The sequence below is a fragment of the Morganella sp. TYF_1 genome, assembly GCF_043105645.1.
Lineage (GTDB): Bacteria > Pseudomonadota > Gammaproteobacteria > Enterobacterales > Enterobacteriaceae > Morganella > Morganella morganii_B.
Window position 1 is genome coordinate 157,967 of sequence record NZ_JBICLU010000015.1, and the last position, 16,032, is coordinate 173,998.

General features: G+C 50.1%; 18 protein-coding genes and 3 tRNA genes. 18 read left to right on the forward strand and 3 right to left on the reverse strand.

Features of this window, described 5'->3' with window-relative positions; translation table 11 throughout:
* Positions 1-718: 718 nt before the first annotated feature.
* Genes cydA through ybgE form a run of 4 tightly spaced genes read left to right on the forward strand, consistent with a single transcriptional unit; the run spans position 719 to position 3,849 of the window.
* The gene (gene cydA, locus ACF8OF_RS06090) at positions 719-2,281 is read left to right on the forward strand and encodes a cytochrome ubiquinol oxidase subunit I (RefSeq protein ID WP_025153452.1); all 1,563 of its coding nucleotides are present in this window, start codon (positions 719-721) and stop codon (positions 2,279-2,281) included.
* Between the two features lie 14 nt (positions 2,282-2,295).
* Positions 2,296-3,438 carry a cytochrome d ubiquinol oxidase subunit II gene (gene cydB / locus ACF8OF_RS06095; protein WP_025153451.1) on the forward strand — a complete coding sequence of 381 codons (1,143 nt, stop codon included), beginning with the start codon at positions 2,296-2,298 and terminating at the stop codon, positions 3,436-3,438.
* Between the two features lie 13 nt (positions 3,439-3,451).
* Complete coding sequence (gene cydX / locus ACF8OF_RS06100) at positions 3,452-3,559, forward strand: cytochrome bd-I oxidase subunit CydX (RefSeq protein ID WP_262861079.1); 108 nt, start codon at positions 3,452-3,454, stop codon at positions 3,557-3,559.
* A gap of 5 nt (positions 3,560-3,564) precedes the next feature.
* Positions 3,565-3,849 carry a cyd operon protein YbgE gene (gene ybgE / locus ACF8OF_RS06105; RefSeq protein ID WP_262861080.1) on the forward strand — a complete coding sequence of 95 codons (285 nt, stop codon included), beginning with the start codon at positions 3,565-3,567 and terminating at the stop codon, positions 3,847-3,849.
* A gap of 67 nt (positions 3,850-3,916) precedes the next feature.
* Here the strand turns inward: ybgE and ACF8OF_RS06110 are convergent, their stop codons facing one another.
* Positions 3,917-4,810: a LysR family transcriptional regulator gene (locus ACF8OF_RS06110; RefSeq protein WP_392496036.1), complete on the reverse strand. Its 894-nt coding sequence runs from the start codon at positions 4,808-4,810 to the stop codon at positions 3,917-3,919.
* A 91-nt stretch (positions 4,811-4,901) separates the two neighbouring features.
* Here ACF8OF_RS06110 and ACF8OF_RS06115 point away from each other — a divergent pair, with 91 nt between their 5' ends.
* A complete protein-coding gene (locus tag ACF8OF_RS06115; RefSeq protein WP_392496037.1) occupies positions 4,902-6,275 on the forward strand; it encodes an MFS transporter in 1,374 nt (457 codons plus the stop codon).
* A complete protein-coding gene (locus ACF8OF_RS06120) occupies positions 6,268-6,678 on the forward strand; it encodes a hypothetical protein (RefSeq protein ID WP_392496038.1) in 411 nt (136 codons plus the stop codon). The genes ACF8OF_RS06115 and ACF8OF_RS06120 overlap by 8 nt, the downstream gene beginning before the upstream one ends.
* 114 nt (positions 6,679-6,792) lie before the next feature.
* Here the strand turns inward: ACF8OF_RS06120 and ACF8OF_RS06125 are convergent, their stop codons facing one another.
* Positions 6,793-6,951, reverse strand: a complete 159-nt coding sequence (locus ACF8OF_RS06125; protein ID WP_262861084.1) for a hypothetical protein — start codon at positions 6,949-6,951, stop codon at positions 6,793-6,795.
* 165 nt (positions 6,952-7,116) lie between these two features.
* Here ACF8OF_RS06125 and ybgC point away from each other — a divergent pair, with 165 nt between their 5' ends.
* The 10 genes from ybgC to ACF8OF_RS06175 all read left to right on the forward strand — a co-directional run bounded on the left by ybgC (position 7,117) and on the right by ACF8OF_RS06175 (position 12,957).
* Positions 7,117-7,509: a tol-pal system-associated acyl-CoA thioesterase gene (ybgC, locus tag ACF8OF_RS06130; RefSeq protein WP_045138323.1), complete on the forward strand. Its 393-nt coding sequence runs from the start codon at positions 7,117-7,119 to the stop codon at positions 7,507-7,509.
* The gene (gene tolQ / locus ACF8OF_RS06135) at positions 7,506-8,192 is read left to right on the forward strand and encodes a Tol-Pal system protein TolQ (protein ID WP_004241620.1); all 687 of its coding nucleotides are present in this window, start codon (positions 7,506-7,508) and stop codon (positions 8,190-8,192) included. Before ybgC ends, tolQ begins: the two co-directional genes overlap by 4 nt.
* Positions 8,193-8,206: 14 nt before the next feature.
* The gene (tolR, locus tag ACF8OF_RS06140; RefSeq protein ID WP_025153445.1) at positions 8,207-8,632 is read left to right on the forward strand and encodes a colicin uptake protein TolR; all 426 of its coding nucleotides are present in this window, start codon (positions 8,207-8,209) and stop codon (positions 8,630-8,632) included.
* Between the two features lie 46 nt (positions 8,633-8,678).
* Entirely contained in the window at positions 8,679-9,764 is a 1,086-nt protein-coding gene (tolA, locus tag ACF8OF_RS06145; protein WP_262861085.1) for a cell envelope integrity protein TolA, read from the forward strand.
* A 127-nt stretch (positions 9,765-9,891) separates the two neighbouring features.
* Positions 9,892-11,184 (forward strand): Tol-Pal system beta propeller repeat protein TolB, encoded by a 1,293-nt coding sequence (gene tolB, locus ACF8OF_RS06150; RefSeq protein WP_025153443.1) that lies wholly within the window; start codon positions 9,892-9,894, stop codon positions 11,182-11,184.
* Positions 11,185-11,227: 43 nt separating this feature from the next.
* On the forward strand, positions 11,228-11,722 hold the full coding sequence (gene pal / locus ACF8OF_RS06155) for a peptidoglycan-associated lipoprotein Pal (RefSeq protein ID WP_025153442.1): 495 nt from the start codon (positions 11,228-11,230) through the stop codon (positions 11,720-11,722).
* A 9-nt stretch (positions 11,723-11,731) separates the two neighbouring features.
* Complete coding sequence (gene cpoB / locus ACF8OF_RS06160) at positions 11,732-12,511, forward strand: cell division protein CpoB (protein WP_025153441.1); 780 nt, start codon at positions 11,732-11,734, stop codon at positions 12,509-12,511.
* Between the two features lie 164 nt (positions 12,512-12,675).
* Positions 12,676-12,751: transfer RNA gene (locus ACF8OF_RS06165), tRNA-Lys, on the forward strand.
* A gap of 25 nt (positions 12,752-12,776) precedes the next feature.
* A tRNA-Lys gene (locus ACF8OF_RS06170) sits at positions 12,777-12,852 on the forward strand.
* Positions 12,853-12,881: 29 nt separating this feature from the next.
* Positions 12,882-12,957 (forward strand) — tRNA-Lys (locus ACF8OF_RS06175).
* A gap of 66 nt (positions 12,958-13,023) precedes the next feature.
* Here ACF8OF_RS06175 and ACF8OF_RS06180 read toward each other — a convergent pair.
* Positions 13,024-13,902, reverse strand: coding sequence for an aminoglycoside 6-adenylyltransferase (locus tag ACF8OF_RS06180; protein WP_392496041.1), 879 nt, complete (start codon positions 13,900-13,902; stop codon positions 13,024-13,026).
* A 225-nt stretch (positions 13,903-14,127) separates the two neighbouring features.
* On the opposite strand from ACF8OF_RS06180, the gene pnuC reads away from it, so the two are divergent.
* On the forward strand, positions 14,128-14,829 hold the full coding sequence (pnuC, locus tag ACF8OF_RS06185) for a nicotinamide riboside transporter PnuC (RefSeq protein WP_392496042.1): 702 nt from the start codon (positions 14,128-14,130) through the stop codon (positions 14,827-14,829).
* 88 nt (positions 14,830-14,917) lie between these two features.
* Positions 14,918-15,847 carry a DUF808 domain-containing protein gene (locus ACF8OF_RS06190; protein ID WP_392496043.1) on the forward strand — a complete coding sequence of 310 codons (930 nt, stop codon included), beginning with the start codon at positions 14,918-14,920 and terminating at the stop codon, positions 15,845-15,847.
* Positions 15,848-16,032 lie beyond the last annotated feature (185 nt).

Consider the following 16,032-nt stretch of genomic DNA (forward strand, 5'->3'; position numbering starts at 1 on the left):
CTGATTACACGCGTTTACGCGCTGCCTTCTGTTATTGCTGTTGTTTTAATCAATTTTCTGAATTGTTCTGAAACGCTTGCTGTATCGTTTACACAGCAAAAAGTCTCAGGTATAAAAGAGCGTTTTTTATCATCTTGATTTATACTTAATTTTTGCGCCGAAAACGATTATTGTCATGCGTTAATACAAACAGACAATAACAGTTTTAGTGATAATTTATTTATAATTGAATTATCCGGCTCATAAAATTAACCAGGATTGCTGATGAAAATAAAAGGTTAATAAAAAGCGCATATATTATTGGTATTTTTCTGTTTGGTTGTATTTATGTGTACATCACATTAACAATAAAATAACGCAATGACCATATCTGCGATTTTAATTAACACGTAACGGGAAAATTGACGTAAATCAATATATTGCACTGGCATTATTTCGGTAGTTTGTTTAAATTGTGGCAGATCAAAATAGCCGAAAATGACTACGCTGCGCATTATTTGATATATCCTCAGAATTCCAATCTGAATCACGCAAAAGCGGTTTATTGTGTGCAAATATAAGCGTACTATTATTAGGGTGTCTATTTAGGTGTTTTTTTGTTGCTAATTTGTTATTGCATTTAGAGGCATTTATTGCTGGTAGTTATGTTGCTTTCTTTCTTCAGGAAAGCTTGGGTTGCCGCATGTCGGTGTCTTCCTGCTAGGAGCAAGGAGTCAAGATGTTTGATATTGTCGAACTGTCGCGATTACAGTTTGCCTTAACAGCGATGTACCATTTCTTATTTGTACCGCTAACATTAGGGATGTCCTTCATGTTAGCGATCATGGAAACGGTCTACGTCCTGTCCGGTAAACAAATCTATAAAGATATGACGAAGTTCTGGGGTAAGTTATTTGGTATTAACTTTGCTCTGGGTGTTGCTACCGGTCTGACCATGGAGTTCCAGTTCGGGACAAACTGGTCATACTACTCTCACTATGTCGGTGATATCTTCGGTGCGCCTCTGGCAATCGAAGGTCTGATGGCATTCTTCCTCGAATCCACCTTTGTGGGTCTGTTCTTCTTCGGCTGGGATCGCCTCAGCAAGAAACAGCACCTGATGGTGACCTGGTTCGTTGCACTCGGTTCCAACTTCTCTGCACTGTGGATCCTGGTGGCAAACGGCTGGATGCAGAACCCGATTGCTGCTGACTTCAACTTTGAAACCATGCGTATGGAGATGCTGAGCTTCTCCGAACTGGTTCTCAACCCGGTTGCACAGGTTAAATTTGTGCACACAGTGGCTGCCGGCTACTGTACCGGTGCGATCTTCGTACTGTCTATCAGTGCGTGGTATCTGATGAAAGGCCGTGATATCGCGTTTGCAAAACGCTCTTTTGCGATTGCAGCAAGCTTTGGTATCGCCGCCGTGTTATCCGTTATCGTGCTGGGTGATGAATCCGGTTATGAAATGGGTGACGTGCAGAAAACCAAACTCGCCGCGATTGAAGGTGAATGGCATACCCAGCCTGCGCCTGCATCATTTAACGTGATCGCATTCCCGAATCAGGAAAAAATGGAAAACAGTTTTGCGATTGAGATTCCGTACCTGATGGGTCTTATCACCACCCGTTCCATTGATACGCCGGTTCTCGGTCTGCGTGACCTGATGGTGCAGCACGAAGCGCGTATCCGTAACGGTATGGTGGCGTATGATCTGTTACAGCAGCTGCGCGGTGGTAATACCGACCCGGCAGTCCGTGATGCCTTTAATCAGAGTAAAAAAGACCTTGGTTACGGCTTACTGCTGAAACGCTATACCGACAACGTCGGTCAGGCAACGGAAGAGCAGATTCAGGCAGCAACCAAAGACTCCATTCCACGCGTTGCACCGCTGTTCTGGGCATTCCGCCTGATGGTGGCAGCCGGTGGTCTGATGCTGATCGTTCTCGGTCTGTCATTCCTGAGTGTACTGCGTAACCGTGTCGGCAAATCAAAATGGCTGCTGCGTGCTGCTTTCCTCAGCCTGCCGTTACCGTGGATTGGTGTTGAAGCGGGCTGGTTCGTTGCAGAATATGGCCGTCAGCCATGGGCAGTTGGTGAAGTATTACCGACAGCATATGCAACGTCACATCTGGCAGCCGGAGACATTCTGTTCTCTATGGCGCTGATTTGCGGTCTGTATACTTTATTCCTGATTGCTGAAATGTTCCTGATGTTCAAATTTGCACGTCTTGGTCCAAGCAGCTTAAAAACCGGCCGTTATCATTTCGAAACGTCCCCGGCACAAGACGCTAAGTAAACAGGAGCCCACTTATGTTTGATTATGAAATATTACGGTTTGTATGGTGGATCCTGATTGGCGTACTGCTGATTGGCTTCACTGTAACTGATGGCTTTGATATGGGCGTGGGTGTTCTGCTGCGTGTTATCGGCAGAAATGACACTGAACGCCGTATCATGATTAACGCGATCGCACCGCACTGGGACGGTAACCAGGTATGGCTTATCACCGCAGGTGGTGCACTGTTCGCAGCATGGCCGATGGTCTATGCGGCAGCATTCTCCGGTTTCTATATCGCAATGATTCTGGTCCTGGCGGCATTATTCTTCCGTCCGGTCGGTTTTGACTATCGCTCAAAACTGGAATCACCAAAATGGCGCGGTATGTGGGACTGGGGTATCTTTATCGGCAGTTTCGTACCGTCATTAGTGATCGGTGTGGCCTTCGGTAACCTGTTACAGGGTGTACCGGTAGAAGTTAACTCCCAGCTGCAGGTGTCTTATGCAGGGAGCTTCTTCGGTCTGCTGAACCCGTACGGTCTGTTAGCCGGTTTAATCAGCCTGATGATGATCGTGGCGCACGGCGGGACTTACCTGCAGATGCGTACCACCGGTGATCTGCATGTGCGTGTGCGTAAAGCCACCACGATCACAGCGCTGCTGACATTTGTTCTGTTTGCGGCGGCGGGTGCATGGCTGATGTGGGGCGGTATCGAAGGTTTCCGTGTTGTCTCTGACATCGACCATTTCGGTGCGTCTAACCCGGTCAATAAAGAAGTGGTACAGGAAGCCGGCGCATGGATGGCAAACTTCAATGCGTATCCAATCCTGTGGATCCTGCCTGCTATTGGTCTGGTATCACCGCTGCTGGTTGTGATGTTCACTGCCATGGATAAAGGTGCATGGGCATTCCTGTTCACCTCACTGACCATTGCCGGTGTGATCCTGACCTGCGGTACAGCGATGTTCCCGTTCGTTATGCCTTCAAGCATCGACCCGAACGTCAGCCTGACCATGTGGGATGCAACCTCCAGTCTGTTTACTCTCCAGGTGATGACGGTTGTTGCGATTATCTTTGTGCCGATTGTTCTCCTGTACACCATCTGGTGTTACGTGAAGATGGCAGGGCGTCTTGATAAGTCCTTCATCGAAGAGAACAAACATTCACTGTACTAAGGAGCAGACGAATATGTGGTATTTTGCATGGATCCTCGGAACGCTCCTGGCCTGCAGTATTGCTGTTATTGCAGCACTGGCTATTGAGCACCAGGAAGATAAAGCCGCTTCAGGCGAGTAAGACGGATGCTGGATAAGTCTTACCAACTACTGGATAAGGGCCCCATCCGGGTCCTTGTCCTGCTGATGGCGTTGGGGCTGGCATTGAGTGTGATCTGGGATCCGTCGCGTTTTGCGGCAAACACCAGCTCATTACAGATCTGGCAGGGACTGCTGATGATCTGGGCGGTATGTAACGGTGCCATTTTCGGTCTGGCATTCCGGCCGAAGCGCACAATCTGGAAGATTCTGTTCCATCCGCTTCCGGCGGTGGTGATTCTGGGTTACGGCCTTTATCATTTGTTCAGCTGATACAAACGTTTATGACTAAAAAGTCGTTCATATGAACGGCTTTTTTCTTTTTTGCCTCCGCTCCGGTTCACGGATAGTGCAGCAATGCGGCATTACCGGCAAAAAACCGGGCAAAATAATCAATAAACACCCGGACCTTCTGCGGCAAATGCGCAGCGGGCGGAAATACCATATTGATACTTTGATCCGGCACCGGCTGACGGGTGAACACCGGAACCAGCTTCTCCTCAGCTAATTGTTCCCGGATATACCAGACCGGCAGCAGGCTGTAACCCTGATGTGCCAGTGTCATGGTGCGGATCGCCTGAATCGCGTTAGAGATAAACACCCGGTTGTCCGGCGCGGGCAGATGCTGACGACGGCTTAAACGGGCGGTGAAATTACTGTTGGCGATAAAGGGCAGGGCGGCGGGGTCACTGTTTTCCGTTATCCGGTACTGCCGGATAAATTCAGGCGTTGCCACATAGCAGACCGGAAAATCAGCCAGTTTGCGGAACCGCAGACCGCTGTCACTCAGCGTGCCCAGCCGGAACACCACATCCAGTTTCAGGGCAATCAAATCACTCAGGCTGTGATCGACACGGTAATCCGCCCTGATCAGCGGATAGCGTTGTGTAAAGGCGGGCAGTTGCGGCAGCAGAAACTGACCGCCGAATTCGGCGGCAGCACTGAAACTCAGCGGCCCCTGTGGCTGAGCGGTTCCCGTTCTGACGGCATCCATCGCACTGTCAAACTGCTGTAACAGCGGTTTGAATTGCTGATACAGCGCCTGGCCGGATTCCGTCAGGGTAAACTGCCGCGTGGTCCGGTGCAGCAGTGTGGTACTGAGCTCGGATTCCAGGGCTTTGATATGCAGGCTGACCACCGATTTGCTCAGATTCAGGCGTGCAGCGGCCCGGGTAAAGGAACCGGTGTCCACAACATAAATAAAGGTATTGATCTTCTCAACGGATGTCAGCATCAGATTGTTTCGTTTTCTCAAACAGTATTGTCTATTTTGATGCATAGACGGCTGTGGTCAACTGCTTTTACACTGCTGACCGGAGGAAACCATGACTTATCGTTACCGTATCGCCCTGATTTTTTTGCTGGGCTTTTTTATTGATTGCATCAATATCTTTATGTCGGCCATCACATTGCCTGCTATTGCGAAGGCCATGCAGGTGTCATCCCTGTCGGTGACCTGGGTGGCAAACAGCTATATTCTCGGGCTGACACTGATTATTCCGCTCAGTCCCCGGCTGGCGGCCCGTTTCGGGATCCGCGAATTGATGACGGCTTCCATGCTGCTGTTTGCCGCAGCGGCTGTGCTGGCAGGCAGTGCAGGATCCTTTGCTTCGCTGATTTTCTGGCGTTTTTTACAGGGCGTGGCAGGCGGATTACTGATCCCCGCCGGGCAGTCACTGACTTTTCAGTATTTTCAGGGGCGTGAGCGAAGCAAAATATCCACCATTATTATGATGATCGCGCTGATTGCGCCTGCGCTTTCCCCGATGGCCGGGGGGATCATTGTTGATCTGGCCGGCTGGCGGCCTGTCTTTTATGTCAATGCGCCGGTGGCACTCTTTACAGCATTGCTGGCCTGGTGCTGGATCCGTGAACCGAAAACCGCTGCCGGAGATGCGCCGGATCTCAAAGGGCTGCTGCTGGTCAGCCTGACGCTGGCATCCCTGCTGATTGCCCTCTCTCTATACGGGGAATATCACAATATCACCGGCGCACTGGCGCTCGGCGGGCTGATGCTGTGCAGTGCCGGGCTTTATTACCGCCATTACCGGCAGACCCCGCAGGCGATTATTGATTTATCGCTGCTGAAAAATACCCGGCTGTGGCTGTCGGTGGCGGTGTATTACGCAGTACCGGGGGTGTTTACCGGGGCGAACATCCTCGCTATCTTTTATCTGACCACGGTTCCCGGTCTGAGTACCGCCGTCACCGGTGCATTTATGCTGCTGTATGCGGCGGGGGCGATGGTGGCAATGCTGATCAGCGGCGCAGTGTATAACCGGACCGGTGCCGGGCGTCTGTTTATTATCAGTCTGCTGCTGCACAGCGGCGGTATCGCGCTGTTTGCCCTGACAGACAGCCACACGCCGTTGTATTTCATCGGTCTGATTTACCTGCTGACAGGCACCGGCGGCGGTATCGCTGCCAACTGCGCACAAACTACTGCATTGTATGATTTTCACGGCGCACAGCTGAACAAAGCCAGTGTGATCTGGAATATTAACCGTCAGGTGGTGTTCAGTATTGGTGCCGCCGTCATGATGACGCTGTATCAGACCCTGAATACGGTTGTTCCGGGGCAGGCATTTGCCCTGACATTTCTGGGGGGCGCATTGGCTGGGTTAATCCCGCTGATTTTCCTGATCCGCCCGCAGTGTCGTACTTCATTAAAACCCGCAGAGGAGATTATCCGTGAGTAATACGATGTTGTTTCAGCAGGCGTGTGATGAAATTCATCATGTTCATGACCTGATTTTTAAAACCTTTACGGTTTCGGGAGCAGAAGGGCAGGCAGCACTGTCTGAATTGCTGACCCACTTCACATCTGAGTTTTCCATGACCGGTATCAGCGGGGCTGTTATTGACCTTGCGGCGGTGACGGAGATGTTCACCCGTATACAGGGTAAGAGGCAGGGAGCACCGATTGAAACGTCGGAATATCACTGTGTCAGCCTGACAGAAAACACCCTGTCAGTACGTTATCTGGAGACACAGCATTTTGCCGGAAGCACCACCGTACGGCGCTCGCTGGCTATTCTCCGCCGGGAGGATACCGGAAAGTGGCGGTGGCATTATTTACATGAAACGCCGCTGTCTGCATAAAACAACACCGGCGGGTTGACGGCCGGTTTTTCAGCCGGTAAACAGGGGTCATAAATCCTGTTTTCACAAAATAAAAACAAGGTGATTTAATTTATGAAATTACAATAAGTTAGATTATCCTGTAAATAAATCGGTAGCAGAAAAATCCGGATAATTCCGGATTTTTGCGTGTTCGTGAGGAAAAATGTCTTTTAATAAGTGTTTAATGATAGCTTTCTGAGCAAAAAATAATGCCGCTAAGGCATTGTAATACGTAACAAAATATTTTTTCATCTCAACCCTTCCGGGGGCTTGCGTGTTGGATAAAGGCGAGTATGATTAGCGCGCGGACAAACGGGCTTTTCTTATCTTTACGAACTAAGCATTTTCAATACGTTTGCTCTTCACGTATAGTTTGCAAGGCATGTTGTCTGATAAAAGTAAGTTGCGGGATATTCAATGTTCAGTTGGCCTATACGGGTTTATTACGAAGATACCGATGCTGGTGGTGTGGTATACCACGGGCAGTATCTGGCATTTCTTGAGCGTGCCAGAACCGAAATGTTACGGGAACGGGGCTTTCACCAGCAGCGTCTGCTGGAAGAGCAGCTCGGCTTTGTGGTCCGCAAATTAACTATCGATTACCACCATCCGGCAAGGTTAGACGATCTGTTAGAGGTACGCAGTGAGATCACCGATATCCGTCGTGCGTCTCTGACATTTACGCAGACACTTATGCATAAAAACGGAACTCTTTTATGTCGCGCAGAGGTACTGGTCGCCTGCGTGAATATTTCTTTAATGAAGCCGGTAGCGCTTCCTGAGTCTATTGTCGCGGAGTTTAAGCAGTGACTGACATGAATATCTGGGATTTATTCCTGAAAGCAAGTTACCTCGTGCAATTTATCATGCTGGTATTGCTGGGCTTTTCTGTTGCCTCGTGGGCCATTATTATTCAGCGCACCAAAGTCCTGAATGCGGCCACCCGTGAAGCAGAAGCGTTTGAAGACAAATTCTGGTCAGGAATCGAACTGTCCCGTCTGTATAAAGAAAGCCAGGCCCGCCGTGATGAACTGAGCGGGACTGAGCAGATCTTCTACTCCGGTTTTAAAGAATTTGCCCGCCTGCATCAGGCGAATGTGCACTCTCCGCAGGCGGTGGAAACCGGTGCGGCGCGTGCAATGCGCATCTCCATGAACCGTGAGATGGAAAATCTGGAAAACCACATCCCGTTCCTTGGTACTGTCGGTTCTATCAGCCCGTATATCGGCCTGTTCGGGACAGTCTGGGGGATCATGCACGCCTTTATCGCCCTCGGTGCGGTAAAACAGGCAACATTACAGATGGTGGCGCCGGGTATCGCGGAAGCCCTGATTGCAACCGCAATCGGTCTGTTTGCCGCAATTCCTGCGGTTATGGCATACAACCGTCTTAATCAGCGCGTGAATAAATTAGAACAGAACTACGACAACTTCAGCGAAGAATTTCTGGCGATTTTACACCGTCAGGCCTTTGCTACTGCTGATAAGAAATAAGGCAGGAGATTATCATGGCACGTCATCGCGGACGCCGGCGGGAGCTGAAATCCGAAATTAACATTGTTCCTTTACTGGACGTGTTACTCGTGTTGCTGCTGATCTTCATGGCAACAGCGCCGATCATCAGTCAGAGTGTGGAAGTGGATCTGCCGGATGCCTCCGATTCTCAGGCCGTTTCCACTAATGATAATCCGCCGGTGATCCTGGAAGTCTCCGGTGTCGGCCGCTACACCCTGGTGGTGAAGCAGGATCGTCTGGAACTGTTACCGGAAGAGCAGATCATTGCAGCGGCAAAACAGTATCTGGCTGAAGATCCGAAGACTGTCTTCCTGGTCGGCGGCGCTAAAGATGTGCCTTACGAAGAGATTATTAACGGCCTGAATATTCTGAAACAGGCCGGAGTGAAATCTGTGGGCCTGATGACGAAGCCGATGTAAGGTTTGTTATGCAGATGTTTTCACTCAGAAGGTTAGGGAATTAAGCGTGGGAAAGCTGAAAGAGCGTAAAGATAAATTAAATCGTTCTGTCATCACCTCTGTGGTGTTGCATCTTTTGCTGATTGCGCTTGTGATCTGGGGATCGTTTGTCACCAAATCAGGACTGACCGGCGGTGGTGAAGGCGGTCAGGTGATCGACGCCATTATGGTTGATCCGAACGCGATGGTGGAAAACTTCAACCAGCAGCAACAGCAGCAGGCCAACGCAAAACAGGCTCAGGCGCAGCGTGAGAAAAAAGCGAAGCAGCAGGAAGAAGAATTACGTCAGAAAGAACTGCGCGAGCAGGAGCGCTTAAAAGCGATTGAAGAAGAGCGCCTGAAGACCGAACAAAAAGTGGAAGATCAGAAAAAACAGGCTGAAGAGCAGCAAAAACAAGCTCAGGAAGCCGTGAAGAAAGCCAAAGAAGAGCAGAAGCTGGCGGAAGAAGCCGCAGCCAAAGCACAGGCTGAAAAAGAAAACGTAATTAAAGAGCAGGCGCTGGCGAAGAAGCAGGCTGACGAGAAAGCTGCTGCACAGAAAGCGGCTGAAGAAGAAAAAGCCAAAGCCGAAAAAGCGGCTCAGGAAAAAGCCGCCAAGGCTGAAGCCGCTAAAGCAGAAGCAGCCAAAGCAGAAGCCGCCAAAGCTGAAAAAGCAGCCAAAGACAAAGCGGCTAAAGAAAAAGCCGCCAAAGCTGCCGCGAAAAAACAGGCCAGCGAAGTGGATGACCTCCTCGGCGGACTGGCATCCAACGCCCCGGGCACAGAAAGCGGCGGTGCATCCGCAGCCGGTCAGGGCGGTGGCAAGAAGAGCGGAACAAACTCGGATGGTGATATGAACGGTTATATCGCACAGGTCCGGTTAGCGATCCAGGCGAAGTTCTACAATGCGGATCTGTACCGCGGTAAGACCTGTACGCTGGAAATTAATATCACAGATAAGGGAACACTTATCAGTGTGAATGCGGTTGGTGGTGATGACGGTTTATGTCAGGCTGCACTCGCGGCGGCGAAGCAGGCCCGTATTCCTGCTCCGCCGAGCAAATCGGTCTGGCAGCAGTTTAAGAATACTAAACTGGACTTTAAGCCGGAATAAGCTGTAATACAGTGTGACTAACCAAATATATCCGGTTGTTAGTTTTTATTGCGGTATCTGGTTTTGGTTAGGAACGTTTGTTAAAATATGAGTCTGATGCGGGCATTGGCACAACGAGGGAGAGAGAATGAAGCAGGCAGTGAAATACATGCTCGGTTTTCTGATGCTGTGGGCGGCAGTTGCTCAGGCTGAAGTTCGTATCGAGATTACTCAGGGTGTTGATTCAGCACGTCCTATCGGCATCGTACCTTTCCAGGTCGCCGGCGGTGGCGCTGTTCCGGAAGACATCGGCGCGATCATTGCCGCGGATCTGCGTAACAGCGGGAAATTTAACCCGATCGACCCTAATCGTATGCCGCAGTTACCGGGTACCGCATCTGAAGTGGTTCCTGAGTCCTGGACGGCGTTAGGCATTGATGCTGTTGTTGTCGGCCAGGTTCAGCCGGGCGCTGACGGCAACTATCTGGTGAGCTATCAGCTGGTGGACACCTCCGGTGCTCCGGGCAGCGTACTTGCACAGAACCAGTTTAAAGTCACCAAACAGTGGCTGCGTTATGCGGCACATACTGCCAGTGATGAAGTATTTGAGAAATTAACCGGTATTCGTGGTGCATTCCGTACCCGGATCGCGTATGTGGTGGTTAAAAACAGCGGTGACTATCGTCACGAGCTGCGCGTGTCTGATTATGACGGCTACAACCAGTTCACCGTTCACCGTTCACCGGAGCCGCTGATGTCACCGGCATGGTCACCGGATGGCGAGAAACTGGCGTATGTTACCTTTGAGAGCGGAAGTTCAGCCCTGGTTATTCAGAATCTGTCCAGCGGACAGGTGCGCCAGGTTGCCTCATTCCCGCGTCACAACGGTGCCCCGGCATTTTCACCGGACGGAACCAAACTGGCATTTGCGTTATCAAAAACCGGTAGTCTGAATCTGTATGTGATGGATCTCGGCTCAGGCCAGATGCGTCAGGTAACAGATGGTCGCAGTAATAACACCGAACCTTCATGGTTCCCGGACAGCCAGACGTTAGCGTTCACGTCTGATCAGGCTGGTCGTCCGCAGATCTATAAGGTTGGGATTAATGGCGGTGCGCCTGAGCGCCTGACGTGGGATGGGACTCAGAACCAGAATGGTGACGTCAGTGCTGACGGCAGTTTCCTGGTAATGGTCAGTTCAGGCGGCGGGAAACAGCATATCGCCAAACAAGATCTAGTAGCGAACAATTTCCAGATTTTAACGGATACGTTCCTAGATGAAACGCCAAGTATCGCACCTAACGGCACTATGGTTATTTATAGCTCCTCGCAAGGTATGGGAACTATATTGCAGCTGGTTTCGACCGATGGGCGTTTCAAAGCGCGTCTTCCGGCGACTGACGGACAGGTAAAATTCCCTGCCTGGTCGCCGTATCTGTGATGCATTAAAAATATGTATGGCAAATTATAAAAGGATCAAAGAGATGCAACTTAACAAAGTGCTTAAAGGGCTGATGTTAGCTTTACCTGTTCTGGCTGTTGCTGCATGTAGTTCTAACAAAAACGACCAGACTGATGCGGGCACTGTCGATAATGGCGCAAACGCTGGTATGTCTGCGGAAGAACTGGCACGCCAGCAGCTGCAGGAACTTCAGAACAACAATATCGTATACTTCGGTTTCGACAAATACGATATCTCTCCTGAATTCCAGCAGATGCTGGATGCACACGCTGCATTCCTGCGTAACAACCCGTCTTACAAAGTGACTGTAGAAGGTCATGCTGACGAACGTGGTACTCCGGAGTACAACATCGCACTGGGCGAGCGTCGTGCTAACGCAGCGAAAATGTACCTGCAGGGTAAAGGCGTTAACGGCGAACAAATCTCTATCGTTTCTTACGGTAAAGAGAAGCCGGCAGTTCTGGGTCACACCGAAGCTGACTACGCTAAAAACCGTCGTGCAGTCATCGTATACTAAGAGATATACATGAAAAGTAACTTCAGACGCCTGATGGTGAGTCTGTCGTTATTGATAGGTGTAGCGGCCCCCTGGGCCGCTATTGCTCAGGCACCCATCATCAATATCGGCTCAGGCTCCACTGATGACCGCCTCACGCAGCTCGAGCGTATTTCTAACGCTCATGGTCAGCTATTAACCCAACTTCAGCAACAAGTCATGGACAACCAGCGCGATATCGATATGCTGCGCGGGCAAATCCAGGAAAGTCAGTACCAGCTGAATCAGTTGACAGAACGCCAACGCGAACTTTTCTCACAGGTGGATTCCCTCACCGGTGGCGGCAGTGCATCAACAGATAATACATCCGCGGCATCCGGTAATACGGGTTCTGCGGATACTGCCGCAACCTCCGCTCCTGCTGCTGCAAGTAAGGGCAATGAGAAAGATGACTATAACGCCGCGGTAAACATGGCGATGAACACCAAAGATTACGATGGTGCAATCAGCGCATTTCAGCGTTTTATCCAAAGCTATCCGAAATCCGGTTATCTTCCTAATGCCAATTACTGGTTAGGTCAGATGAACTACAACAAAGGCAAAAAAGATGACGCTGCGGCGTATTTTGCTTCTGTGGTAAAAAACTGGCCGAAATCCCAGAAAGCAGGGGAGTCCTTCTATAAAGTCGGGCTGATCATGCAGGAGAAAGGGGATAAAGCGAAAGCGAAAGCGATTTATCAGCAGGTTGTCGCACAATACCCGGGCTCTGCCGGTGCGAAGCTGGCTGAGAAAAAACTGGCTGGTTTATAACCGCCGGTTTGTTTTTTTGCTCAGAGTATAGCCCCGACCGGAGAGTTTTTTGCTCAACCGGGGCTAAGTGAGTGAATTATAAGCGTTTGAATAAGTTAATTTGAAAAAATCGTTGCACCGGCCGGATAAATCAGTATTATATCGTGCCGTTGGCAAGAGAGTACGGGTCGTTAGCTCAGTTGGTAGAGCAGTTGACTTTTAATCAATTGGTCACAGGTTCGAATCCTGTACGACCCACCATTCTCTTTTGCCCGAAATCTGAAACGGGTCGTTAGCTCAGTTGGTAGAGCAGTTGACTTTTAATCAATTGGTCACAGGTTCGAATCCTGTACGACCCACCATTTCAGACCTCCCTCAGCAGTATTACGATGGGTCGTTAGCTCAGTTGGTAGAGCAGTTGACTTTTAATCAATTGGTCACAGGTTCGAATCCTGTACGACCCACCATCGTCACTATTTTCCCTCTGATTTTTTGTTTTCACCGGTATCACACCGGCGATCACCTGTTTGTTATTATTCATTCTCCGGCGCGAGTAAATCATCGGCATTCAGCCGGTCAGTGACCAGTGCAATAATTTTATCTGCCAGCGTGATATCGATATCAAATTTCTGTGCTTCAATCACGCGGAGTGCCACATCGCGGTAGAGTGTCAGCATCGCCATATGCGCCCGTGCGGCACGGACACGATCACGGTTGTCCAGTGTTGCCATAAAACGCCCGTACAGGCCCGGAGGCAACCAGGTGCTCAGATGACGACCCGCATACCAGACATCCTGTGTACCGTCACTGCGCAGCAGCACATGCCACTCCAGCAGGGTGATCAGCCACTGTTTCATAGCGGTATCTTTCAGCCGGGCAGTCCAGAGTTCATTGCGCAGATAATAAACCGGTGCCTGTGAGGCTTCCAGCCAGAAATTCTGCCAGTTTGACAGGAAGGTCTGCTGATCCGGCGGAGTGAGCACGGCAGCCGGATCAGCATACTCAGGCAACCCGGCAGTGAGACCGGTTTTATCCAGCAGAACGGCATAACCGCGCTGATAGATGCTGTCCAGTCCGTGTGCAGCCATATGTTTGATACGTTCGCGCCCGGCCAGCACAAAATCAACTTTACGGCCTTTTTCATACAGAACCTGACAAGACGGCCAGCAGAGGCTGTCGTCATCACGTGAAGCCTCTTTGCGGATAATCAGCGGCACACCAAACCGGCTCAGCCAGCGGCTGTCCTGAAATAAATCATCATGACTGCTGCCGATCAGTTCGGCATTAATATCCGAAAAACGGTCTGCCTGGTTCTGGCGTGCCACAGAGCCGGTGATAATAACCGCATCGATACGGGGATCTAATAGGGCAAAAGAAATTATAGTGTTTATAATTTGCTCAATTGATTCCATCTTACATCTCATTCATATAATTAATCGCTGGGCTGATAGTACGTCATAATCAAAAATAGCGGGAGAGTTCAGGTTAAAAAAACGTTATGATGTTTAGCATATTAAACAAATGCTGTTACCATGGGATGATTTTACCGGAAACAGCAGGGCAGGATACAGTTAACTAAACCTGGTCTCAGTGGCTGACCACCGATGACAGGAAACAGACTTAGTACAGGTGACGGAATGGAATTTTTTGATATTCATAATATTCTCGTGGTGATCCCCTATTGGGAAGAAGGGTCTTATTCGCTGTCCTGGATTGAAGCGGTGGGGGCAACCGCCGGGTTGCTGTGTATCTGGCTGGCAAGTCTGGAAAAAACAATCAATTATCTGTTTGGCCTGATTAACGTCACGCTGTTTGCGGTGATTTTCTTTCAGATCCAGCTCTATGCCAATCTGCTGCTGCAGATTTTCTTTTTCGCTGCCAATATTTATGGCTGGTATGCCTGGAGCAGACAAAATGAGAAAGCAGAAGCGGAGCTGAAAATCCGCTGGATGCCGCTGCGGCAGACGGCTGTCATTGCGGCGGTTTCTCTGGCGGCGATTTTACTGCTGGCGCGTTTTATCGACCCGGTCTTTACGTGGCTGGCACAGAGTATGGTCAGTATACTGAATGTCGCAGGGGCTGATCTGGCGATGCCGGTATTGCTGCCGGATGCCTTCCCGTTCTGGGATGCGGCAATGACCGTGTTGTCCGTGGTGGCGATGATCCTGATGACCCGTAAGCTGGTGGAAAACTGGCTGCTGTGGGTGGTTATCAATATGATCAGTATTGTGATTTATGCCCTTCAGGGCGTGTACGCGCTGTCGCTGGAATATATCATCCTGCTGGGAGTGGCACTTAACGGCTCGCGGATGTGGATAAAAGCGGCGAAACAGCCGTAAAACTATTTTCCGCACAATAATCCGGTGATTATAATGAGAGTCTGACAACAATCAGATTCTCATTAATCAGCAATAAAAGGAAACGCTTGTGGCCGGTGGCAGCTTACTTGCACTACTCGATGATATCGCAACCGTACTGGATGATGTCTCTGTGATGACCAAAATGGCCGCCAAAAAGACATCCGGTGTCCTGGGGGATGACCTGGCGCTGAATGCTCAGCAGGTCGTTGGTGTCCGCGCTGAGCGGGAGATCCCGGTGGTCTGGGCAGTGGCGAAGGGCTCTTTTCTCAATAAACTGATTCTGGTGCCGCTCGCACTGCTGATCAACGCCTTTGCCCCCTGGGCGGTTACACCTCTCCTGATGGTCGGCGGGGCGTTTCTCTGTTTTGAGGGCGCGGAAAAACTGGCGCATAAGTTTCTGCATAAAGCCGGTGATGAGCCCGGAGAAACGGCACCGGCAGACGATATTCAGACACCGGAAGCGTTGGCGGCATTCGAAAAACGCAAAGTCAAAGGCGCTATCCGCACCGATTTTGTATTATCGGCGGAGATTATTGCTATCACCCTCGGTATTGTGGCCACCTCTCCCTTTGTTAATCAGCTCGTGGTGCTGTCTGTGATTGCGGTCATTATGACTATCGGGGTATACGGTCTGGTGGCGGGAATTGTCAAACTCGATGATCTGGGATTTTACCTGCAGAAAAAATCAGCAGCGTTGCTGAAAAAACTGGGAGACGGGCTGATCCACGCGACGCCGTATTTAATGAAAACCTTGTCAGTCGTCGGGACTGCGGCCATGTTTATGGTTGGCGGCGGTATTCTGACTCACGGTATTCCGTTTATTTATAACCTGATTGAAAATCTGGCTCAGCAGGGCGCACAGCTTCCGGCATTCGGCAGCGTGCTGCACTTTATCACTCCGCCGGTTGCCAATTTATTGTTCGGGCTTGTCGCCGGTCTGGTGTTTGTTGCGCTGATTACCGCTGTTAAGCGTATTAAAACGGGATTAGCGGCATAAATACCCTTCTCACGGGCAGCGGCTGATGAAGCCGCTGTTTTCCTTCTGATTCATAATAATTTGTTCTGTTGATCTGAATATTTTCGGGGTGAAAAATTAATTTCAATTCCGACGGCAGCTAATTGTTTACAGCGTGTTGACAAGCAGTTAGATTAAAATAACGACAATAATGAAACAGGACACCG